Here is a 20,629-nt window from a genome sequence, read left to right on the forward strand (position 1 = left end):
GAATTGTACGCAATGCCCTTGCTCGAAGAACGCACCCTGACGCTGCCCGACGAAGCCGCCACCGCGCGCCTGGGCGCCGCGCTGGCCGCCACGGTGCAGGCCATGCCGCCGCGCACGGTGCATGTGCAGTTGTCCGGCGACCTTGGCGCCGGCAAGACCACGCTGTCGCGCGCGGTGCTGCGCGCGCTCGGCCATGCGGGCAAGGTCCGCAGCCCCACCTACACGCTGTGCGAGCCCTACGAGGTGGCCCGCGCCGACGGCTCGCCGCTGACGGTCTACCACTTCGACCTGTACCGCTTCGCCGATCCGGAGGAGTGGATAGACGCAGGTTTCCGCGACTGTTTTGCCGAACCTGCCTTCAACCTGGTCGAATGGCCGGAGAAGGCGGGGCGGCTGCTCGGGGAACCCGACCTGCATGTGTTGCTCCAATCGGACATGACACCGCCGGACGACAGCGAAAACGATGCCGGGGAGCGACGAATCGCGACGTTGCGCGCCTATACTCACACTGGACTTACCTTGCTGAACGCATGCTGATCAAGCGACTTGCCACCGACCGCCCCGATGGACCCGACGGCCTGCTGCAGGCGCGCCGCAAATGGATGGCGCAGGCACTGAAGCTGGGCGCGGGCACGGCCGTGCTGACGCTCGCCGGCCCGCAGATCGCGTTCGGCGCCGGCATCGTCGCGGTGCGCGTGTGGCCGGCCGAGGACTACACCCGCGTCACCATCGAATCCGATGCGCCGCTGTCTGCGGTGCACCAGATGATTCGCGATCCGGACAGGCTGGTGGTCGACATCGATGGCCTGGACCTCTCGCCCACGCTGCGCGAGCTGGTGGCCAAGATCACCCCCAACGACCCCTATATCCAGACCGTGCGCGTCGGCCAGAACCGCCCGCGCGTGGTGCGCATGGTGTTCGACCTGAAGGAGAGCGTGGCGCCGCAGGTGTTCACGCTGTTGCCGATCGGCACCTACCGCAACCGGCTGGTGTTCGACCTGTACCCGGTCAACCCGCCCGACCCGCTGTGGAAACTGGTGCGCGACACCGAGGACAAGCAGCGCCGCTTCGCCACCTCGGACCCCGCGCCGGGTCCGGACAGCATTGCCGGTGCCCCGGCTGGCGCCGAGGAAGATGCCATCGGCGCGCTGGTGCGCAAGTTCGACGAGAAGGGCGACGTGCCGGCCACGACTGCGCCGCCACCCCCGGTGGTTGCCGCCCGGCCCAGGCCGTCGGCCCCCATGGTGCCGAAGCCGGATGCCCCCGTGGTGCCGCCGGTCGCGCGCGACAACCCGACTGCCGAGCGCCCGTTCAAGATGCGCCGCCTGCTGACGGTGGCCCTGGATCCCGGCCACGGCGGCGAAGACCCCGGCGCGATCGGCGCCGCTGGTTCGCGCGAGAAGGACGTGGTGCTGCAGATCGCGCACCGGCTGCGCGCCAAGATCGACGCCCAGCCCAATATGCGCGCGATGATGACGCGCGATGCGGATTTCTTCGTGCCATTGAACGTGCGCGTGCAGAAGGCGCGACGGGTGCAGGCCGACCTGTTCGTGTCGATCCACGCGGATGCCTTCCTGTCGCCGGAGGCCAATGGTGCGTCGGTGTTCGCATTGTCCGAGCGTGGCGCGTCCAGTTCCGCGGCGCGCTGGCTGGCCAACAAGGAAAACGCCGCTGACCTGATCGGTGGCGCCAACATGGGCAACAAGGATGCGCAGGTCGCGCGCGTGTTGCTGGACCTGTCCACCACCGCGCAGATCAATGACAGCCTGCAGGTCGGCAAGTCCGTGCTGGGCGAGATCGGCGGCATCAACCGGCTGCACAAGGGGAGTGTGGAGCAGGCCGGGTTTGCGGTGCTCAAGGCGCCGGATATCCCGTCGATCCTGATCGAGACCGCGTTTATCAGCAACCCCGCCGAGGAGCGCAAGCTCAACGACAGCGCGCACCAGGAGCAGCTGGCGAATGCCATCCTGCGTGGGATCAAGGCGTATTTTGCGAAGAATCCGCCGTTGTCGAAGAATCCGTCGGTGTGATCGGAACGGACACAAAAAAACCGGGGTTTGCCCCGGTTTTTTTACGACTGCGGCACCTTACGCCCGCGCCGCCGCGCGATCCTCCAGCAGCGCATCCCGATTGGCATAGCGCGCGGCGATCACCGAGCAGACGATCAGCTGCAACTGGTGATAAACCATCAGCGGCAGCACCAGCAGCCCCAGCGCGGGATGGCCGGCAAACAGGATCTTCGCCATCGGGATGCCGTTGGCCAGGCTCTTCTTCGAGCCGCAGAACACCGCGGTGATCTCGTCCTCGACCGAGAACCCCATCCGCCGCGCGGTCAGCGTGGTGAAGCCCAGCACCACGAACAGCAGCACCGCGGCGATCAGCATCACCGCACCGATGGTCTGCCACTGGTACTGGTGCCACAGGCCTTCGGCGGTGGCATCGCAGAACGACGAGTAGACGATCAGCACGATCACGCCACGGTCGATCTTGGTGGTGATCTGCTTCTTCTTCGCCAGCCAGTTGCCGATCAGCGGACGCAGCAGCTGGCCCAGCGCGAACGGCAGCAGCAATTGCAGCGCCACGCCGGTAAGCGCCTTGCCCAGCGGCATCGACGCGCCGCTGGCGCTGATCACCAGCCCCATCAGCAGCGGCGTGACCAGCATGCCGATCAGGCCCGAGATGGTGGCGTTGAAGATCGCGCCCGACACATTGCCACGCGCCATCGAGGTCATGGCCACCGACGACGACACCGTAGAAGGCAGCGCGCACAGGAAGAACACGCCCAGCAGCAGGTCCGGCGGCAGCGTGTTGTGCAGGGCCAGCATCAGCAGCGCGCCGACCACCGGGAACACCACGTAGGTGAACGACTGCACGAACGCATGCAGGCGCCAGTTCTTGGCGCCCGCCACCAGCTTGTCGCGCGACAGTGCCGCGCCATGCAGGAAAAAGACCAGTGCCACGCCCACGCTGGTGACCACGCCAAGGTGCAGCGGGCCCTTGCCGGTGCCGATTTCCGGGGCCGCCAGGGCGATCGCGATGGCGGTCAGCATGATGAGGACGAAGCCGTCGATCAGGTCATAGAGTTTCTTGAGCTTGGCAAAAAGACGGGACATGACTGCGGTTGGTTAGGGTTTTGCCTAGTATTGGACGCCAGCCGGGTCTAGAATGCAAATTCATTTATAGAATCTATTTATCCGGTCGTTGCATGAATTACACACTACGCCAGCTGCGCGTCTTCCTGGCGGTGGCCAGCAGCGGCGGCTTCAGCCGCGCCGCCGACCTGGTCGGCCTGACCCAGCCGGCGGTCAGCCGGGGCGTGGCAGAGCTGGAAGAGGCACTTGGCGTACGGTTGCTGGACCGGACCACGCGTGAGGTGGTGTTGACCGACGCCGGCCATGCCCTGGTGCCTGCCCTGGAGCGCCTGCTCAACCAGCTCGACGATACCCTGGAAGAGACGCGTCAGTTAGGTGAACGCTATCGGGGTCGTGTAGTCATAGCCGGAGCTCCGACCATTTCGGCGCGGTTGATGCCGATGTATGTGGCTGCCTGTGCCGCGCAATATCCCGATATCCGCCTGACGGTGCGCGACAACGTGCAGGCTGACGGCCTGGAGCAGGTGCGGGCCGGCGCGGTCGACTTCGGCGTGCTGATCGATCCGCTGGTGCGTGAAGGGCTGGTGGTGGAGCCGGTGGCGACTGACCCGTTCTGCTTTGTGTGCCGGCGCGACCACCCGCTGGCGCAGTCGCCGTCGGTGCCATGGTCGGCGCTGCACGGCATGCGGCTGGTGCTGCTGGACTTTGCCTCGGGCAGCCGGCCGCTGATCGACCGCATCTTCAGCCGCCACGGCGTGGCACCGCAGGTGGTGCAGGAGCTGGGGCACTCGGCCAGCGTATTTGGCATGGTCGAGGCCGGCATCGGCGCCTCGGTGCTGCCTTCGTTCTCGCTGCCGCTGCCGGCGGCGTCGCCCCTGGTGTGGCGGCCGCTGGTGCCGCGCGAGGAGCGCAGCATTGTCATGGTCTGCCGGGAGGACCGCTCGCTGTCGCCGGCCGCGGCGGCGGTGTGGGCGCTGGTGCGGCGCCTGACGTTGCGCGCCGAGGCGCCCGGGATGGACGCCGCAGCCTGAACGCTGGCTTCGTGGGCGGTCAGCGCGCGGTGACCATCACCGCCTCCAGTTCAAAGCTCCCGTCGGCCTGGATCCGATAGTGCTCCCGCACTTCGGCCGGCGCGACCTGCCACAGGTGGCGGATTGCCGCCACCGCCACGGGCGGCGTGCGCATGCGCTGGACCCAGCTTTCGAACTCGATGCCGATGCGCCACGGCTCGGATACGCTGACGCCCGGCGCGGCAAAGCCCGCCGCCTCGAACAGTGCGCGCCAGCCGGCCGGCGTGTAGTCGCGCACATGCGACGGATCGCGCAGCAGTTCGGCCGACTGCAGCCAGGTATCGCGCAACGGATCGTCGGACCCGGCGATATCGATCAGTACCACCTTGCCGCCCGGCTTGAGCACGCGGCGCACCTCGGCCAGCGCCGCCGGGACGTCGCGCCAGTGGTGGGCGCTCATGCGCGAGACCACAGCGCAGAAGCTGGCGTCGTCAAACGGCAGTTGCTCGGCCGCGCCCTGGCGCGTGCGAACGTTGGCCAGCCCCCGATCCCGTGCCGCGCCTTCCACCACAGCCAGCATGTCGGCCGACAGGTCGTAAGCCGTCACTTCGCCTGCAACCGCCGCCGCGGCAAAGCTGGCGTGGCCGGCGCCGCAGCCGAGGTCGAGCACGCGGCTGCGCGGCCGGTTGCCTTCGGGGATCAGCGCGGCCAGTTCGTCCTTCAGTTGCTGCAGGTCGGCGCCGCTGGCATGGACGGCGCTGGTGAGGTACGCGCTGGCGGCGGCGCCGAACTGCGCGGCGACGAGTTCCTGTTGTTGCATGGCTGGCTCCTTGGCCTTTCTTGTGGAGAGGGTTGCCCGCGAGGCGGGTTCGGCATACTGTAGGCGGCTCGTATTCCCGGTACAAGTTATCCTTTTATCCTGGTATAAGCGCCACCAGCCTGTGATGTCAGCCTCCGCTCCCATCTCCGAATTCCCCGCGCAATCTACCCGTGAAGCCGTGTTGGGTGCCTTCCTGCGCGCGCACCGCGAGCGGCTGGCGCCCGCCGACGTCGGGCTTGCGCCGGGCCGCCGCCGCCGTACGCCTGGCTTGCGGCGCGAAGAGGTGGCGCAACTGGCGGGGCTGAGCGCTACCTGGGTGACATGGCTGGAGCAGGGCCGTCCGGTTTCGCTGTCGGCGCGCGCTTTAGCCAGCCTGGCAGCGGCGCTGCGGCTGTCGCGCGCCGAACGCGCCTACCTGTTCGAACTGGCCGGACGCCGTGACCCGCAGCAGGCCGCCGACGAAACCGTGCCGGCGACCGTGCTGGCCAGCGTGGATGCGATCGCCGGCCCGGCTTACCTGCTCGACCGGCAATGGACCGCGCTGGCCTGGAACGACGCAGCGGCGCGGCTGTTCACCGGCTGGCTCGATGCCGCCAGTGGCGAGCGCAACCTGCTGCGCGCGATGTTCCTGTCGCCGGTGCTGCAGGCGCTGGTGGAAGACTGGCCGCACCGCGCCGCCCGGCTGGTGGCCGAATTCCGCGCGCACAGCATCCGCCACGCCGACGAGGCGCCGACGCGCGCATTGATCGATGGGCTGATGGGGGAGAGCGCGGCCTTCCGTGATGCCTGGCTGTCGCAGGATGTGGAAGACCGCGAGGGCGGGCGCCGGGGGTTCCGGCACCCGCAGCTGGGGGCGCTGCAGTTCGAGCAGCTGACGCTGGTGCCGGCGGCGGCGCCGGGGCTGATGCTGGTGATGCTGCTGCCGGGCTGAGCGGCCGCTGCCTGTTACTTCGGCTGCATCCGGATCGCGCCGTCGAGGCGGATCACTTCACCGTTCATCATCGTGTTCTCGATGATTGCGCGTGCCAGCTTGGCGTATTCGGCCGGGCGGCCCAGGCGCGGGGGGAACGGCACCATCCTGCCGAGGGCGTCCTGCACTTCCTGCGGCATGCCGAGCAGCATGGGCGTTTCAAAGATCCCCGGGGCAATGGTCATGCAGCGGACGCCGTCGCGGGACAGGTCGCGGGCGATGGCCAGGGTCATGGCGACTACACCGCCCTTGGAGGCCGCATAGGCGGCTTGTCCGATCTGGCCATCGAATGCGGCCACCGAGGCAGTATTGATGATCACGCCGCGCTCGCCTTCGCTGTCGGGGGTGTTCTGGACCATGGCGGCGGCGGCCAGGCGGATCATGTTGAAAGTGCCGATCAGGTTGATGCGGACGGTCTTGTCGAAGGCATCCAGCGGATGCGGGCCGTTCTTGCCGACCGTCTTGTTGGCGGTGGCGATGCCGGCGCAGTTGATGATGCCTGACAGGCGGCCCAGTGCCTGGGCGGCGGCGACCACGGCCTGGCCGTCAGCTTCGGAGGTGACGTCGCAGCGGATGAATTGGCCGTTCAGTTCGGTGGCGAGGGTTTGGCCGGCTTGCTCGTTGAGGTCGGCGATGACGACTTTGGCGCCGGCTTCGGCGAGCATGCGGGCGGTGCCGGCGCCCAGGCCGGAGGCGCCGCCGGTGATGATGAATACGTTGTCTTGGATTTGCATTGTGGGTTGTCTCCTTTGATCTTGCTGGTATTTCCGTTTACGTAAACGTCAACCATTGTACGAGGTGGGAGTTGATGTGCAAGGGTTTTGGGACTGTCGTTTGGGGGGATTTTGGGGGGGCTGGCGGTTATGGGATATGGCCGCTGCTGGCGGCATGGCGGGAATGCCTTCGGCTGCGCGGTGTGCGACCCCAGAGAAAAAGCGGCCCTTGGGCCGCTTTTTTTGTCGTGGTCTCGACTACCGATTACTTCAGCGCGTCAAACACTTGCGCGGTAATTTCGTCGACGTTGCCGACGCCGGAGATCTTCCGGTACTTCGGCGGCGCTACCTTCGCACCGGCATCGCCCTTGGCGGCCCAGTCCGAGTAGTAGTCGACCAGCGGGCGGGTTTGCTGCGAGTACACGTCCAGGCGCTTCTTGACGGTTTCTTCCTTGTCGTCGTCGCGCTGGATCAGCGCTTCGCCGGTTTCGTCGTCGATGCCGTCGGCCTTGGGCGGGTTGTACTTGACGTGGTAGGTACGGCCCGATGCCACATGGACGCGGCGGCCGCTCATGCGCTCGATGATGGCGTCGAACGGCACGTCGATTTCCAGCACGTAGTCGATCGCGACGCCGGCTTCCTTCATCGCCTCGGCTTGCGGGATGGTGCGCGGGAAGCCGTCGAACAGGTAGCCGTTCTTGCAGTCGTCCTGCTTCAGCCGGTCCTTCACCAGGCCGATGATGATGTCATCCGACACCAGCCCGCCTGCATCCATGACCTTCTTGGCTTCCACGCCCAGGGGGGTGCCCGCCTTCACCGCCGCGCGCAGCATGTCGCCGGTGGAGATTTGCGGAATGCCGAACTTCTCGCAGATGAACTTGGCTTGCGTGCCTTTGCCGGCGCCAGGCGCGCCCAACAGGATCAAACGCATTTACGGGTCCTCAGAGTTTTGAATCTGGTATGGCGGGAGATCAGAAGGAGGGTAATGCCGCAACTTGACGCAAGACTTACTGCTGTCTTGTTCGGATGATGACGGCATCTGGCGCGGGCACGGCCCACGCGGACGTCCGGCGGCGGCTGCCAGGGGGATGGCGGCGCGGCACACCAGTCGGGCTCTATCTTTATCTCCCCACCGAGCCTTGGCCGGCGGCGCGTTGGCGCACAGCCGGGGCGGCCCTGTATCGGCAAGCATTATGCCATGAGGCGGCGCGAATTCGGCCTGAAATCCGCCCCCGGGGTCAGGTTGCAGCAGATTGAACCTGAGCGGGCGGCTGGCCCCATCGGGTGGCGCCCAGGATGGCGATCAGGGTCCGTCCTGTGCCATCGACCCGGCCCAAAGGGCGCGGACGCGCTCCAGGTCGGCCGGGGTGTCGACGCCGGGCGCTGGCGCGGCGCTGGTTTCGAGCACCGCGATGCGCTCTCCATGCCACATGGCGCGCAGCTGCTCCAGCGCCTCGGTCTGCTCCAGCGGCGCGGCCGGCAGCGTCGGGAAGCGGCGCAGGAAGCCGGCGCGATAGGCGTACAGGCCGATATGGCGCAGCACCGGCATGGCCGGCAGCGGCACCTGGGCCGTGGCGGCCGGGGCGGCGGGGACGCCGGACCAGGCGTCGCGCGCCCACGGGATCGGCGCGCGCGAGAAGTACAGCGCGCGGCCGGCGGCGTCGCAGACTACCTTGACCACGTTGGGATTGAAGACCTCGGCGATCTCGTGCAGCGGGTGTGCCGCGGTGGCGATGGCGCAGTCGGCGTGGTGCGCCAGGTGCAGCGCCACCTCGTCGATCAGCGACGGCTCGATCAGCGGTTCGTCGCCCTGCACGTTGACCACGATCGCGTCGTCGGCCAGGCCAAGTTGCGCGGCGACTTCGGCCAGGCGGTCGGTGCCGGACGGGTGGTCGGCGCGGGTCAGCACGGCTTCGATACCGTGGTCGGCGCAGGCCCTGGCCACTGCCGGGGCATCGGTGGCGACCACGGTCCGCTGGGCCGACGAGGCGTGGGCGCGCTCGGCGACGCGCACGATCATCGGGCGTCCGCCGATATCGGCCAGCGGCTTGTCAGGCAGGCGGGTCGAAGCGAGCCGTGCGGGGATGACGACGGTGAAGGCCGGGACGGTCATGGTGCTGACTCAGTTGTCCTCAGTTGCCGTTCGCCGGCGTGTCCGGGTCGATGACACGCCCCGGCACCGACTGGCGCGCTTCGTCGGCCAGCATCACGGGGATGCCATCGCGGATCGGGTATGCCAGCTTGTCTGCGTGGCAGATCAGTTCCTGCGCGGCGCGGTCGTATTCCAGCTTGCCCTTGCACAGCGGGCAGACCAGGATTTCAAGCAGCCGGTTGTCCATCTCGGTGTTCCTCGTTGCGCCCGGCGCTGCCGGACGTGGCCGCCGCGGACTGCGCGGTCGGTGCCGTGTTGATATGCGCCAGCACGGCGCTGCGGATTTTGTCGATCAGGCCCGCGTCGATCACCGGCCTGGTAGGCACGACCCAGATGCGCGGGTCGTCGAAGCGCTCGCATTTTACGGCATCCTTTTCGGTGATCAGGATCACGTCCGCATCGAGCGCGTCGGCGTTGCCGGCAAAGGGGTCGTCGGCGAAGTCATAGTGGTCGGGCAGCGGCAGCGTCTTCGGCGACAGGCCCGCGCCGCGCAGGCTGGCGAAGAAGCGCTCGGGGTTGCCGATGCCCGCCGCGGCCAGCACGCGCCGGCCAGCAAAGGCGGAAACCGGCCGCGCCATGGTCGGGTCGTTCAGCTGCCACGCGTCTTCCAGCTCCAGCCGCATGCCGTACACGCCGGGGCGGTCAGGCGTGGCGCGGAAGTTGGGATCGTTGATCAGCGTGGCGTCGCGCGGGCGCGTCAGCGGCTCGCGCAGCGGGCCAGCCGGCAGCATCAGGCCGTTGCCGCCCATGCGCGTGTCGAACATCACGATTTCGAAGTCGCGCTGCAGCTTGTAGTGCTGCAGGCCGTCGTCGAGCAGCAGCACATTGACGCCGGGGTGCGACACCAGCATGGTCTGCGCGCACAGCGCGCGGTCCGGGTACACCCATACCGGCACATCGGTGGCGCGCGCGATCAGCAGCGGCTCGTCGCCGACGTCGCTGGCCTGCGAGGTCGGCTTGACCCGGCGCGGATGCTTCAGTTCGACGCCATAGCCGCGCGACACCACGCCGGGCCGCAGCCCGGCCTCGGTCAGCGCGCGCGCCAGCGCGATCACGGCCGGCGTCTTGCCGGTGCCGCCCACGGTGACGTTGCCGACCACCACCACCGGCATCGGCAGCCGCGTGGATTTGAACCAGCCGCGCTGGTAGCCGTGCCGGCGCACGCGGGCCACCAGCCCGAACAGCAGCGAGAAGGGCAGCATGACCCAGGCAAACCAGCCGCGGCGCTGCCACTGGGCGGTCACGAAGTCGGCGAGGGCATGGCGGGGAGCGGGCATGGACGCGGCGGGTCGTTCAGGACGTGGATGGGATGGGATTGTAGTGCGCCCGGGAGTTCGCGCCCGAATGGGAGGAAGAGAAGGAAGGGAGGATCGGCGAACACCGGCGGATCCGCCCATTATGGGCACTGCGCAGCGCATGGGGCAAGCCTGACCCTTGCGCTGCCCCCGAGGGAGAGCAGCGCTCAGCGCGGTTGCGAGCTCTGCGTGGCGAAAGTCAGGCGCGACAGCCCGGCCAGCCGCGCGGCCTCCATCACGTTCACGACCGCCTGGTGGCTGGCCTGCGCGTCGGCGTTGACGATCACCACCGGCGGCTGGCCGTTGCCTGCGGGCCCCGACGCGGCGCGCAGGCGGTCGGCCAGGCTGGTCACGTCCTTCTGCTCCAGCACCTGCTTGTTGACCGAGTAGACCCCGCGCGAGGACACCGACACCACGATCTCGTGCGGCCGCTGCTGGGCGCGCTCGGCGTCGGCGGTGGGCAGCTGGATCTGCAGCTCGGTAAAGCGCGAGTACGTGGTCGTGATCATCAGGAAGATCAGGATCACGAGCAGCACGTCGATCAGCGGGATCAGGTTGATCTCCGGCTCTTCGCGCCGCTGGCGGGAACGGAATCGCATGGCTTGATCCGGGATCAGCTGCGGCGTTGCGGCAGGATCGCGTCCAGGAACGCGGTGGCGCGGAATTCCAGCTCGGCCACGTAGTCGTCCACGCGGCGGCGGAAGTAGCGCCAGAAGATCAGCGCCGGGATCGCCACGATCAGGCCGAAGGCGGTGTTGTACAGCGCCACCGAGATGCCGTGCGCCAGCTGTTCCGGATTGGCGCCGGTGCCACCCTGGCTGCCGAAGATCTCGATCATGCCGATCACGGTGCCGAGCAGGCCCATCAGCGGCGCGACCGAGGCGATCGTGCCGAGCGCGTTCAGGTAGCGCTCCAGCTCGTGCGCAACCACGCGGCCGGCTTCCTCGACCACGTCCTTGGCGGCATCGCGCGAAGTGTGAGGCTGCAGCACCACATGGCGCAGGCCTGCGGCCAGCACCCGGCCGAGCGGCGAATTCTGTTCCAGCGTGTTGACCACTTCCGGCGTGGCCCGGCGCTGCTGCGCAGCGGCCAGCGCTTCTTCATAGAGCCGGGGCGGCAGCACCTTGCTGCGCTTGAGCGACAGGAAACGTTCGACGACCAGCGCCAGCGCGAGGACCGAGGCCAGCAACAGCGGCCAGATCGGCCAGCCGGCCGCTTGAATGATGGAAAACAATTGGACCCCCGGGATCGACAACCCAGTAAAGAAACCCCAACCAGCTGGTCGGCATGCCTTGAGGCGCGTCAGCAGGCAGCGCTCCGGCATTGCTCTGAAAAATCAGGCGCAACTCTACCCCGCGGCCTGCCGCGCGGCAAGCGACGGCCGGGCCGGCTGTCTCGGGCGCGCATCGGCGCTGGGTGATGTCGCCGGCGGCTTTCCACAGGGAGCAGGGACAGTGCTGTGGATCGATTGTGGAAAGCCGCCTGACAAGCGATCCAAGTCCTTGATTCGCAAGAGGAAGCCAAGCCCTGCTTAAAAATTGTGCAGGCGGGTGCGAGGATGCCCGAGGCGCATGCCGCACACCGGTGGAAAACCCAGTTTGACGCTGCCGCGTACCGCGTCCATGCGCTGCGGCGCGGATCGGTGGGGTCTTCCACACTAGTGCGGGACAGCATTGTGGAGCGGTTGTGGACAGGTATCGGAGAAGGCGCCTAAGCCTTTGATTTTTAAAGCATGGTCTGTGGTTGCTTAAAAATAAGGCAAACGCAGGCGGGCACGCCGCCGAAGTGGCCTGCGGCGCTCGGCATGGGTAAACCCCGGCTTTTCCACACAGGGCAGGGAGAGAATTGTGGATGGCCTGTGGATAAAGTCTGGAGAGGTGGGCTAACCCATTGATTTGACAGGCGGAAAAGTTTTCTGCCTGTAAATTGAGCAGGGCTGTCGATACTGCCCGTTCCACATGGTGCAGTGCCGGTTCGCAGCATGGCGCGACGGCTACGCCGCTTGGCGCGTGATGCCAGTTGCGCTTGGCGCCTTTAGCGGGCGGAAAGTCGGGTAAACACCGCGTTTTATCCAGAATTCCTGTGGATAACTTTGTGAACAAGCCCTGTCGGCGCCCGCTAAGTGGTTGATGCAAAAGAGAATTGGTTATATTGCCTAATTTTTGTTTCAATCATAAACCTCATAAAAATCAAAGGGTTGTACGAAACGATGCGGGCTGTGGGACGGGCTGGGGCCACCAACGGGACCCCCTTGACAGACCGGTTATGCTGTGGACATGTCCTATTTACGCCGCTTGCCGGACGTGATCCATGCCTGACCTGCCCACCTTTTCGCGTGACGCTTCCTCCACCGGCCAGCGCAGCGGCCGTGAGGTCATTCCTGTAGGCGAGCTAAACCACACGATCGCCCGCTTGCTGGAGCGAAGCTTTCCCCTGGCCTGGGTGCGCGGCGAAATTTCCAACTTCACCCGCGCGGCCAGCGGCCACTGGTATTTTTCGCTCAAGGATGCGCGCGCCCAGATCCGCTGCGTGATGTTCCGCGGCCGCAACCAGCATGTTGACTTCCAGCCGCGCGAGGGCGAGGCGGTCGAGGTGCGCGCCGTGGTCACGATGTACGAGGCGCGTGGCGAATTGCAGCTCGGCGTGGAGGCGATGCGCCGCGCCGGGCTGGGCAACCTGTACGAAGCTTTCCTGAGGCTGAAGGAGAAGCTGGCGCAGGCCGGCCTCTTCGACCCAGAGCGCAAGCGGCAGGTGCCGGCGCACCCGCGCACCATCGGTGTCATCACCTCGCTGCAGGCTGCCGCCTTGCGCGATGTGCTGACCACGCTGCGCCGGCGCGCGCCGCATGTGCCGGTGGTGGTCTACCCGGTACCGGTGCAGGGTGCCGGCGCGGCACAGAAGATCGCCGACATGATCGACCTGGCCGATGCGCGCGGCGAGTGCGAGGTGCTGATCCTGTGCCGCGGCGGGGGCAGCATCGAAGACCTGTGGTCGTTCAATGAAGAGGCGGTGGCGCACGCGATCGCGCGGTGCGCGCTGCCGCTGATTTCCGGCGTGGGGCACGAGACCGACTTCACCATTGCCGATTTCGTCGCCGACGTGCGCGCGCCCACGCCGACCGGCGCGGCCGAACTGGTCAGCCCCGACCGCTCGCACCTGCTGGCGCAGACCCTGCGTGGCCGCGATGCGCTGGCGCAGGCGATGCGACGCACGCTGGACTTGCGCGCCCAGCACCTGGACTGGCTGGCGCGGCGCGTGCGCAGCCCGCAGGCGCAGCTGCAGGAACGCCGCGCGCGCGTCGACAATCTGGCCCGACACTTGCGATCGGCATTGCGCGACACCGTGGTGTCGCAGCGGCATCGCCAGCAAGTGCTGGCGATGCGCTGGAGCGCCTGCCGGCCCGACACCGCCGCCGCACAGGCCGACCTGGGGCGGTTGTGGCAGCGGCTGCAGGCCGCCGCCGCGCGCCGCCACGAGCGCGCCGGCCAGCGCCTGGCGCGCGCGGCCGGTGCGCTGGAGTTGCTGGCGCCGCAGCGCACGCTCGAACGCGGCTACGCGGTGCTGCTCGACCAGCGCGGACGCGCGCTGCGCTCGCCCACTGAAATCCGCCCGGGCAGCGTGGTCGAGGCCCACCTGGCCGAGGGCGTTGCCGACCTGTCGATCGCCGGCGTGCAGCCGAAGCTGCCTGAATTCTGAGCGCGCGCATGTCCGCAACGAGTCCGATCCGCGCCCCGGGGAACGCTTGGGAAGCGCTTGGGAAGCGCTTGGGAAGCGCTTGGGGAAGGGCGCGGAAAACCCCCGGAAACCCGCGCCCGGACAAACTAACATCGAAGCAGGGGGCATAGGCCCGCGGTTTGCGTGGGTATTCCAAGTCCCCTACAATCGACAGTTCCGGACCCCACAACCCCAACCCACAGAGACAGAACAATGGAACACAAGCTCCCCCCGCTTCCGTACGCGCATGATGCCCTGGCTCCGCACATCTCCAAGGAGACGCTGGAGTTCCATCATGACAAGCACCACCAGACCTACGTCACCAACCTGAACAACCTCATCAAGGGCACCGAGTTCGAGAACGCGACCCTGGAAGAGATCGTCAAGAAGTCGTCGGGCGGCATCTTCAACAACGCTGCCCAGGTGTGGAACCACACCTTCTACTGGGATTCGCTGAAGCCCAACGGCGGCGGCCAGCCGACCGGCGCGCTGGCTGATGCCATCAACGCCAAGTGGGGCTCGTTCGACAAGTTCAAGGAAGAGTTCACCAAGACCGCCGTCGGCACCTTCGGTTCGGGCTGGGCCTGGCTGGTGAAGAAGGCCGATGGCTCGCTGGACCTGGTGTCCACTTCCAACGCCGCCACCCCGCTGACCACCGACGCCAAGCCGCTGCTGACCTGCGACGTGTGGGAACACGCTTACTACATCGACTACCGCAATGCCCGTCCGAAGTACGTCGAGGCATTCTGGAACGTCGTGAACTGGGACTTCGCCGGCTCGAATTTCGCTGGCTGATCCACGGATCACCGTCTCATGAAAAAGGGCCGCAAGGCCCTTTTTTCTTGCACGCTCGCCTCCGCTTCAATCCTGCTTCGGCTGTCCGTTCGACGCCATCAGTCCGCCATCCACCGGCAAATTGACGCCAGTGACAAAGCGCGCCCCGAGACCGTCGACACATTGACGATGCAGCTGCGCGCCTCGAGCAGCGCGGGCATGGCGGCACGGCCGGGCCACCCGCCGTGGCAGCGCGTGCGTGGCACCGGCAGCAGGCGCAATGGCGCGCTTTCTACAAGGCGTGGAGTTTCTTACAAGCGTCATGCGTGCTGTGCCTCCCGATTCGCCCCGCCCACACGGGGAGCCGTTCCTGAGGGGCTGCCTAGCCTCCACCGCGCGCCAGCCTCGCGGCGGCGCGCAGGCTGCGCACGATGCGGTCGAACGCGGCAGCGCGCGCGTCGTCGGAGCGCTGGCGCAGCGCGAACGACGGGTGGTAAGTGGCGATGACGAGCCGGCCCTCATGCTCGACCGGTGTGTCCATCATCGTGCCGAGTGTCACGCTCTTGCGACCGAGCACCGCGCGCGCGGCGGTCGCGCCCAGCGCGACGATGATCGTGGGATCCACCTGCTTCAACTCGCGCTCGAGCCACAGGTGGCAGGCCTCGATCTCCAGCTGCCCGGGCGACTTGTGCAGGCGCCGCTTGCCGCGCAATTCGAACTTGAAATGCTTGACCGCGTTGGTCATGAACAGTTTGTCGCGGTCCAGTCCGGCCTGGTCCAGCGCCTCGTCCAGCAGGTGTCCCGCGGGACCCACGAAGGGCGAGCCTTGCAGGTCTTCCTGCGATCCCGGCTGTTCGCCCACCAGCATGATGCGCGCGCGCGGCGCGCCCGCACCCGGCACCCCCTGCGTGGCGTTGCGCCATAGCGGGCAACGCCGGCATTCATTCAGTTCGGCATGGCTGACCGGGGGTTTCTTGCGCTCGGGCATGGCATCGATGGCAGGGCGGTGCGGGACGCATAGCCCGCTAGCGGGTGCGCAGCAGGTTCCGCGCCATGCAAGGCATCGTCAGCAGGCATTCAATATCGGGGAACAGAAAGGGGGGGCGGTGCTTCAGCCTTGTGTGGGGCCTGCGGCAGACAGCGACCAGTAACGCTCTGGCGCGCACAGGTCGCACAGCTGCGCTTCGCCGAACATCTGCAGCTGGCTCTGGTACGCATTGATCGCGTAGCTCTTCTGCGCGAGGTACTGTCCGACCGGCAGGTTGACCGGTGTCGCTTGCAGCCCGGCACGCAGGCATTCGGCCAGCCGCTCCTGCAATACCCCTGGCCGCCGGCGGTGGATCGCGTCCTCGTAGTAGAGCCACTGCACCTGCGGGTTGGGTGCCGCGTGCGGAGACGAAGGTTCCAGCAGCGCGCTCCAGGCACCCGCGCGTGCCTGGGCCGCCTGCATCAGCAGCCGGCAGGCGTCGTGCACCAGCACGTGGTCGGTGTGGAACAGGCCAAGCGGCGCGATCACCAGGCCTTCGGTCTGCGCAAGCAAGACGCGCTGCAGGCCGTCGGCGAGCTCGCGCGGCGTGTGGCGGCGGCCGTACTGGCCGTCCCAGAACTCAAGCCAGACCGGATGCGCGTCCAGCATGCCGAGCGCGCGGCTATCCTCGCGCCGGCGCGCGAGCACTGCCTGCTCGGCGCTGTCGAAGCCCGCGTTGCGGTCCCAGTCCGGCGCCGCCATGCCCGCGGGCGGGACGCCGGCCAGGACAGTCACCACGCGCGTGCCGCGTACCGCGGCGATCAGGCCGCCGCAGCTGAACACCGCGTCGTCCAGGTGCGGAGCGATCACCGTTACCGGGCCGGCTATGTCAGTCACCATCGAATCACCATTGCCGCCGCCACGTCGTTTCGTCGCCTTTCGTCGCCGAATGGCACAAGACGCTGCGCATGGTGGCCGGCCAGGCCGGCGGCCGCGCTCCTGGGCGAATCAGGCCTGCCCGTGACCGCCGGAGGGCGCGCCCGTATGTGCGCGCGCGCGCGTGCCGGCCGAGACGGTGCAGCAGACCAGAAAGTAGGCGCGCTTGAGCGCCATCGCGGCCTGCGCCTTCTTGCCTTCCTCGGCGAAGGCAAAGGCTTCGCGCAGGCACTGGCTGATCCCGTCGGCGGTGCCGTGCTGCTCGAACAATCCGTCGGGCCGGTTCCCCCACAGACCCAGCAGTACGGCCTGCCGTTGCGCGAGCGTTTGCGGCGGCCATGCGCGCTCGCGGCTCAGCAATTCCAGGCGGGTGGCAAGCAGCGTCTCCAGGAACAGTGTAGGACGCGCAGGATGCGGGGCGCCGGCAGCCGGTTGCAGCACAGCGGCTGGGGCCAACGGCGCGTCAGCGGCGCCGCCCGCGGCTATAGCCGTTTCGCCTTGCAGGAAAGTGGTCATGGCATTGGGGGAGACCGCGCCGTCCCTGCATGGGCAGGCATGGCGGGGCGCGATCCCCGGGTCTGGTTGCGCTCGCGCGCTCATTGAATGCGCTGCAAGTTGCGTTCCAGGCGCGGGCCAGCGCGGCAGGCCCGGCACGGCGCAGGGGCGGCACCGCGCTGGCGGGGAATATTGCAACGATGCGCGTAAATCCGCGGGGTACGGCTGGTACTTGCCGCCCGTGCCATGCCCGTGCAACGATCCCTGCCCACCGTACGGCGGCTGTGGGCCTTGTTCCGGGACCTTACACCGCGCGCAGGTCCCGGATGGCGTCAAGCAGCGCCTGGAGCGACACCGGCTTGGTCAGGTGTGCGTCAAAGCCTGCCTGCATCGACTGCCGGACATCGTCCGGGCGCCCATAGCCGCTCAGCGCGATCGCCGTCAGCGCGTTCAGGTGCGGCTGCAGGCGGATGGCGCGGATGACGTCCAGGCCCGACATGCCCGGCATGCCGATGTCGGAGAGCAGCAGATCCGCCGGATGGTGTGCCAGCCAGTCCAGCGCCTCCTGCCCGCTGGTGGCCACCGTTACGCTGGCGCCCTCCATTTCGAGCAGCAGCTTGAACGTCTCGACCGTGCCGGGATCGTCGTCGACCAGCAGGATCCCGGTGCCGCCCAGCGGCAGTGACGGTGCGGGCGCTGGTACGGCATTGGCGGCGATATCCTCGCGCAGCGGGAAGGTGACCGTGAAGACCGCACCATGTCCGAGGCCGGCGGATGCCGCACGCACCGTACCGCCCTGCATCGAGACCAGTTCGCGCACCAGCGACAGCCCGATGCCAAGGCCACCCTGGCGCGCGGTGGGAGAGGTGCCCTGGCGGAACATGTCGAAGATATGCGGCAGGCTCTGCGGCTCGATGCCCACGCCGGTATCGCGCACCGCCAGCACCGCATCACCGTCGGCACGGTCCAGCGTCACAGTGATGATGCCGCCGTCACCGGTGTACTTGAGCGCATTGCTGACCAGGTTCCACACGATCTGCTCGACGCGCGTCAGGTCTGCATCGATCACCAGCCGCTGTGGCGGCAGCGAGCGCTCCAGTTTGATGCCCTTGCGCGCGGCATCTTCCTCGATGGCGTTGCAGACCCGGTCGACCACTTCGGCCCAGTCCACCGGCGCGCGCGCGATCGACAGCTTGCCGGTGCGCAGGCGCGACATGTCGAGCAGGTCGTCGATGATATGCGCCTGGCCAATCACGGTCCGCCGGATCGTGGCGGCGGCGCGCTGGATCACGGCGTTGCCGCGCGCGTCGGGCGAGCGGCTGATCAACTCGGCGCTGGCGCTGATCAGGTTGAGCGGATGCTTCAGCTCGTGCGACACCACCGCCAGGAAGTCGTCGCGCCCGCGTTCGGCGCGCTGGCCGGCGCGGGCCTCGTCGGGATCGGTTGCGCCGGGCCGGGCAGTGAGCGAGGCCAACCGCGTCAGCGCCGCTTCCTTGCCGGCTTCCAGCTCTGCGGTGGCCGAGCGCAGCTCTTCGTTGATCGCCTGCAGCTCCTCGTTGGAAGCCTTCAATTCCTCGTTCGAGGTCTCGGCCTGCTCGATGGTGGCCTGCAGCCGCTCCTTGACGCGGCGCAGCTCGCTTTCCAGCCGCGCGATCGTCGGGTCGCGCCCGTCGCCGGTTTTGCCCACGGGCACCGTGCTCATGCTGTCATCTACCTCGTCGAACAGGATCAGCACGAAGTCGCCGTTGGACTCGGCATCGTGGACCGGCCGCGCGGTCATGTTGACAAAGAAGCTGCGCCCGTCCCGCTCCAGTTGCACGCGCCTGGCCTCGACGCTGTGATTGGTCTGCAACGCCTGGTAGATCGCGGTGCGCAGTTCCAGCCGCAGTTCCTGGCGCACGGCGGCGATGATGTTATGCGAGGGCTCGCCGCCGGCGTATTGCAGGAAGCGGCCGGTACGGTCCGACAGATGCACGATTTCGGAGTCGCGGCTGACCAGCACGCTGGGGGGCGCGTGCTGCTCGAGCAGGCGCTGGTGCAGGTCGCCGAAGGAGAACTTGCGCTTGCCTGACGGCTGCAGCACCGCCACGGGCGTGCGCCCGTTGGCGGCACCGGCCGGCAGTGGCAACGGCGCGTCTGCGCGCGCCGCGACATTGGCGCGGTACAGGCGCGACTTCTTGTCGACCACCGAGAACAGGTTGCTGGCGCTTTCGGCCGCTTCGGAACTGCCCAGGAACAGGTAGCCGCCGGGCCGCAGTGCGAAGTGGAAGGTGCGCAGGATATCGGCCTGTGCGTCGCGGTCGAGGTAGATCAGCAGGTTGCGGCAGCAGATCAGGTCAAGGCGCGCGAACGGCGGGTCGCTGAGCACGTTGTGCAGCGCGAACAGCACGCGCTCGCGCAGCTCCTTGCGCACGCGGAAATGGGCGCCATCCTTGTTGAAGAACTGCCGCACGCGCGCCGGCTCGACGTCGGCGACGATGGACTCCGGATACATCCCGTTGCGGGCGATCGCTACCGCGCGCTCGTCGATATCGGTGGCGAACACCTGGAACGGCAACGGCTGCGGCGTCTGCGAAGACGCCTCCTGCAGCAGCATGGCCAGCGAATACGCTTCTTCGCCGGTGGCGCAGCCGGGCGCCCAGACCCGGACCGGGTCGTGCCCGGCGCGGTTCTGGAACAGGGGCGTCAGGACTTCGGCGCGCAGCGCCTCGAAGGCGTCTGTGTCACGGAAGAAATTCGTCACGCTGATCAGCATGTCCTGCAGCAGCGCCGGCGTTTCATCCGGATGGAGGTGGAGGTAGTCGCGGTACTGCTGCAGGTCGGTCAGCCCGTTGACCTGCAGCCGGCGCTCGATGCGCCGCAGCACCGTGGCGCGCTTGTAATGGCGGAAATCGTGCGAGGTGCGGGAGCGCAAGGTCACCATGATCTCGCGCAGTGCGCGTTCCTGGCTTTCCGGCTGCTGCCCGGGCTTGCCTTCATCCGGCGTCTGCGGCAGGTGGATATGGCTGGCGGTGTTCCACAGGTCCAGCAACCGCTGCGGGATATCGTTGGCCGGCAGCACGAAATCCACCAGGCCGGTGCTGATGGCCGAGCGCGGCATGCTCGGATATTCGGCGTCTTCCGGATCCTGCGCGATGGCGATGCCGCCCAGCTCCTTCACGCGGGTCAGCCCGACTGAACCGTTGGCGCCGGCGCCGGACAAGACCACGCTGATTGCGCGCTGGCGATGCGCTTCGGCCAGCGAGCGAAAGAACAGGTCGATCGCCGCGCCGCGGCCTCCCTGCGCGCCAGGGCCTTCCTGCTGCGTCACGTGCAGGCAGCCGTCGACCATGGCCAGGCTGCAGTCCGGCGCGATGACGTAGACCTTGTTGGCCTCGATGCGGGCGGTGTTGCTGACCTGCTGCACGGGCATGGCGGTGCGCGCCTGGAGCAGCGGCGCCAGTTGGCTGGCGTGGTCCGGGGACAGGTGCGCGACGAGGACGAAGGCAGCCCCGGTACTGGCTGGCAGGGCTTCGAAAAACTGGTTCAAGGCAGCTATGCCGCCAGCGGATGCGCCGAGACCGACCACGGGGAAGGCAAGCGGGCTTGGCAGGGGTTCGTCACGATTTCTGGACATTACTGCATGGGTAAGTGGAATTGCGCCGGCCGGAAGTGGCGCAATCCGCGTGCAAGGCGCCCGCCGCTCGTGCGG

At 67.7% G+C, this 20,629-nt stretch carries 19 protein-coding genes; 6 read left to right on the forward strand and 13 right to left on the reverse strand.

Annotated elements, in window-relative coordinates; genetic code table 11:
- The first annotated feature begins 12 nt into the window (after window positions 1-12).
- Both tsaE and CTP10_RS02790 read left to right on the forward strand, forming a co-directional pair.
- Entirely contained in the window at window positions 13-537 is a 525-nt protein-coding gene (gene tsaE, locus CTP10_RS02785) for a tRNA (adenosine(37)-N6)-threonylcarbamoyltransferase complex ATPase subunit type 1 TsaE (protein ID WP_116317224.1), read from the forward strand.
- A complete protein-coding gene (locus CTP10_RS02790; RefSeq protein WP_116317225.1) occupies window positions 531-2,030 on the forward strand; it encodes an N-acetylmuramoyl-L-alanine amidase in 1,500 nt (499 codons plus the stop codon). Before tsaE ends, CTP10_RS02790 begins: the two co-directional genes overlap by 7 nt.
- Before the next feature lie 57 nt (window positions 2,031-2,087).
- On the opposite strand, the gene CTP10_RS02795 is transcribed toward CTP10_RS02790, so the two are convergent.
- Window positions 2,088-3,113 carry a bile acid:sodium symporter family protein gene (locus CTP10_RS02795; protein WP_116317226.1) on the reverse strand — a complete coding sequence of 342 codons (1,026 nt, stop codon included), beginning with the start codon at window positions 3,111-3,113 and terminating at the stop codon, window positions 2,088-2,090.
- Window positions 3,114-3,205: 92 nt separating this feature from the next.
- Here CTP10_RS02795 and CTP10_RS02800 point away from each other — a divergent pair, with 92 nt between their 5' ends.
- Window positions 3,206-4,123, forward strand: a complete 918-nt coding sequence (locus CTP10_RS02800; protein WP_116317227.1) for a LysR family transcriptional regulator — start codon at window positions 3,206-3,208, stop codon at window positions 4,121-4,123.
- Window positions 4,124-4,142: 19 nt separating this feature from the next.
- Here CTP10_RS02800 and CTP10_RS02805 read toward each other — a convergent pair whose 3' ends face one another.
- Window positions 4,143-4,922 carry a class I SAM-dependent methyltransferase gene (locus tag CTP10_RS02805; protein WP_116317228.1) on the reverse strand — a complete coding sequence of 260 codons (780 nt, stop codon included), beginning with the start codon at window positions 4,920-4,922 and terminating at the stop codon, window positions 4,143-4,145.
- 124 nt (window positions 4,923-5,046) lie between these two features.
- On the opposite strand from CTP10_RS02805, the gene CTP10_RS02810 reads away from it, so the two are divergent.
- Window positions 5,047-5,853, forward strand: coding sequence for an MmyB family transcriptional regulator (locus CTP10_RS02810; protein ID WP_116317229.1), 807 nt, complete (start codon window positions 5,047-5,049; stop codon window positions 5,851-5,853).
- Between the two features lie 14 nt (window positions 5,854-5,867).
- Here CTP10_RS02810 and CTP10_RS02815 read toward each other — a convergent pair whose 3' ends face one another.
- From CTP10_RS02815 to CTP10_RS02845, 7 genes are all read right to left on the reverse strand, one after another.
- Window positions 5,868-6,626 (reverse strand): 3-hydroxyacyl-CoA dehydrogenase, encoded by a 759-nt coding sequence (locus CTP10_RS02815; protein WP_116317230.1) that lies wholly within the window; start codon window positions 6,624-6,626, stop codon window positions 5,868-5,870.
- 244 nt (window positions 6,627-6,870) lie between these two features.
- Window positions 6,871-7,536 (reverse strand): adenylate kinase, encoded by a 666-nt coding sequence (gene adk, locus CTP10_RS02820; RefSeq protein ID WP_116317231.1) that lies wholly within the window; start codon window positions 7,534-7,536, stop codon window positions 6,871-6,873.
- A gap of 372 nt (window positions 7,537-7,908) precedes the next feature.
- Window positions 7,909-8,718 (reverse strand): 3-deoxy-manno-octulosonate cytidylyltransferase, encoded by an 810-nt coding sequence (gene kdsB / locus CTP10_RS02825; RefSeq protein WP_116317232.1) that lies wholly within the window; start codon window positions 8,716-8,718, stop codon window positions 7,909-7,911.
- A gap of 19 nt (window positions 8,719-8,737) precedes the next feature.
- Window positions 8,738-8,944, reverse strand: coding sequence for a Trm112 family protein (locus tag CTP10_RS02830; RefSeq protein ID WP_116317233.1), 207 nt, complete (start codon window positions 8,942-8,944; stop codon window positions 8,738-8,740).
- Window positions 8,925-10,034, reverse strand: a complete 1,110-nt coding sequence (gene lpxK / locus CTP10_RS02835) for a tetraacyldisaccharide 4'-kinase (protein ID WP_116317234.1) — start codon at window positions 10,032-10,034, stop codon at window positions 8,925-8,927. The genes CTP10_RS02830 and lpxK overlap by 20 nt, the downstream gene beginning before the upstream one ends.
- Before the next feature lie 185 nt (window positions 10,035-10,219).
- Window positions 10,220-10,651 (reverse strand): ExbD/TolR family protein, encoded by a 432-nt coding sequence (locus CTP10_RS02840; RefSeq protein ID WP_116317235.1) that lies wholly within the window; start codon window positions 10,649-10,651, stop codon window positions 10,220-10,222.
- 14 nt (window positions 10,652-10,665) lie between these two features.
- Entirely contained in the window at window positions 10,666-11,286 is a 621-nt protein-coding gene (locus tag CTP10_RS02845; RefSeq protein WP_116317825.1) for a MotA/TolQ/ExbB proton channel family protein, read from the reverse strand.
- A 1,076-nt stretch (window positions 11,287-12,362) separates the two neighbouring features.
- On the opposite strand from CTP10_RS02845, the gene xseA reads away from it, so the two are divergent.
- Window positions 12,363-13,748, forward strand: coding sequence for an exodeoxyribonuclease VII large subunit (xseA, locus tag CTP10_RS02850; RefSeq protein WP_116317236.1), 1,386 nt, complete (start codon window positions 12,363-12,365; stop codon window positions 13,746-13,748).
- Between the two features lie 231 nt (window positions 13,749-13,979).
- Window positions 13,980-14,561, forward strand: coding sequence for a superoxide dismutase [Fe] (gene sodB / locus CTP10_RS02855; RefSeq protein ID WP_116317237.1), 582 nt, complete (start codon window positions 13,980-13,982; stop codon window positions 14,559-14,561).
- Window positions 14,562-14,922: 361 nt separating this feature from the next.
- Here sodB and CTP10_RS02860 read toward each other — a convergent pair whose 3' ends face one another.
- The 4 genes from CTP10_RS02860 to CTP10_RS02875 form a co-directional block, all read right to left on the reverse strand.
- A complete protein-coding gene (locus CTP10_RS02860; RefSeq protein ID WP_116317239.1) occupies window positions 14,923-15,528 on the reverse strand; it encodes a UdgX family uracil-DNA binding protein in 606 nt (201 codons plus the stop codon).
- A 123-nt stretch (window positions 15,529-15,651) separates the two neighbouring features.
- On the reverse strand, window positions 15,652-16,407 hold the full coding sequence (locus tag CTP10_RS02865) for a PIG-L deacetylase family protein (protein WP_116317240.1): 756 nt from the start codon (window positions 16,405-16,407) through the stop codon (window positions 15,652-15,654).
- Window positions 16,408-16,515: 108 nt separating this feature from the next.
- Window positions 16,516-16,959 (reverse strand): hypothetical protein, encoded by a 444-nt coding sequence (locus CTP10_RS02870; protein WP_116317241.1) that lies wholly within the window; start codon window positions 16,957-16,959, stop codon window positions 16,516-16,518.
- Between the two features lie 283 nt (window positions 16,960-17,242).
- Window positions 17,243-20,554 (reverse strand): CheR family methyltransferase, encoded by a 3,312-nt coding sequence (locus CTP10_RS02875; protein ID WP_116317242.1) that lies wholly within the window; start codon window positions 20,552-20,554, stop codon window positions 17,243-17,245.
- Between the last annotated feature and the right edge of the window lie 75 nt (window positions 20,555-20,629).

Source organism: Cupriavidus sp. P-10, from assembly GCF_003402535.2.
In the GTDB taxonomy this organism is placed as follows: domain Bacteria; phylum Pseudomonadota; class Gammaproteobacteria; order Burkholderiales; family Burkholderiaceae; genus Cupriavidus.

Coding starts and splice junctions, on each gene's coding strand:
- xseA (WP_116317236.1), top strand. CDS start 12,363: ATGCCTGACCTGCCCACCTTTTCGCGTGACGCTTCCTCCACCGGCCAG.
- CTP10_RS02815 (WP_116317230.1), bottom strand. CDS start 6,626: ATGCAAATCCAAGACAACGTATTCATCATCACCGGCGGCGCCTCCGGC.
- CTP10_RS02870 (WP_116317241.1), bottom strand. CDS start 16,959: ATGACCACTTTCCTGCAAGGCGAAACGGCTATAGCCGCGGGCGGCGCC.
- CTP10_RS02860 (WP_116317239.1), bottom strand. CDS start 15,528: ATGCCCGAGCGCAAGAAACCCCCGGTCAGCCATGCCGAACTGAATGAA.
- tsaE (WP_116317224.1), top strand. CDS start 13: ATGCCCTTGCTCGAAGAACGCACCCTGACGCTGCCCGACGAAGCCGCC.
- CTP10_RS02790 (WP_116317225.1), top strand. CDS start 531: ATGCTGATCAAGCGACTTGCCACCGACCGCCCCGATGGACCCGACGGC.
- CTP10_RS02805 (WP_116317228.1), bottom strand. CDS start 4,922: ATGCAACAACAGGAACTCGTCGCCGCGCAGTTCGGCGCCGCCGCCAGC.
- CTP10_RS02800 (WP_116317227.1), top strand. CDS start 3,206: ATGAATTACACACTACGCCAGCTGCGCGTCTTCCTGGCGGTGGCCAGC.
- sodB (WP_116317237.1), top strand. CDS start 13,980: ATGGAACACAAGCTCCCCCCGCTTCCGTACGCGCATGATGCCCTGGCT.
- CTP10_RS02795 (WP_116317226.1), bottom strand. CDS start 3,113: ATGTCCCGTCTTTTTGCCAAGCTCAAGAAACTCTATGACCTGATCGAC.
- CTP10_RS02865 (WP_116317240.1), bottom strand. CDS start 16,407: ATGGTGACTGACATAGCCGGCCCGGTAACGGTGATCGCTCCGCACCTG.
- CTP10_RS02830 (WP_116317233.1), bottom strand. CDS start 8,944: ATGGACAACCGGCTGCTTGAAATCCTGGTCTGCCCGCTGTGCAAGGGC.
- lpxK (WP_116317234.1), bottom strand. CDS start 10,034: ATGCCCGCTCCCCGCCATGCCCTCGCCGACTTCGTGACCGCCCAGTGG.
- adk (WP_116317231.1), bottom strand. CDS start 7,536: ATGCGTTTGATCCTGTTGGGCGCGCCTGGCGCCGGCAAAGGCACGCAA.
- CTP10_RS02875 (WP_116317242.1), bottom strand. CDS start 20,554: ATGTCCAGAAATCGTGACGAACCCCTGCCAAGCCCGCTTGCCTTCCCC.
- CTP10_RS02810 (WP_116317229.1), top strand. CDS start 5,047: ATGTCAGCCTCCGCTCCCATCTCCGAATTCCCCGCGCAATCTACCCGT.
- kdsB (WP_116317232.1), bottom strand. CDS start 8,718: ATGACCGTCCCGGCCTTCACCGTCGTCATCCCCGCACGGCTCGCTTCG.
- CTP10_RS02840 (WP_116317235.1), bottom strand. CDS start 10,651: ATGCGATTCCGTTCCCGCCAGCGGCGCGAAGAGCCGGAGATCAACCTG.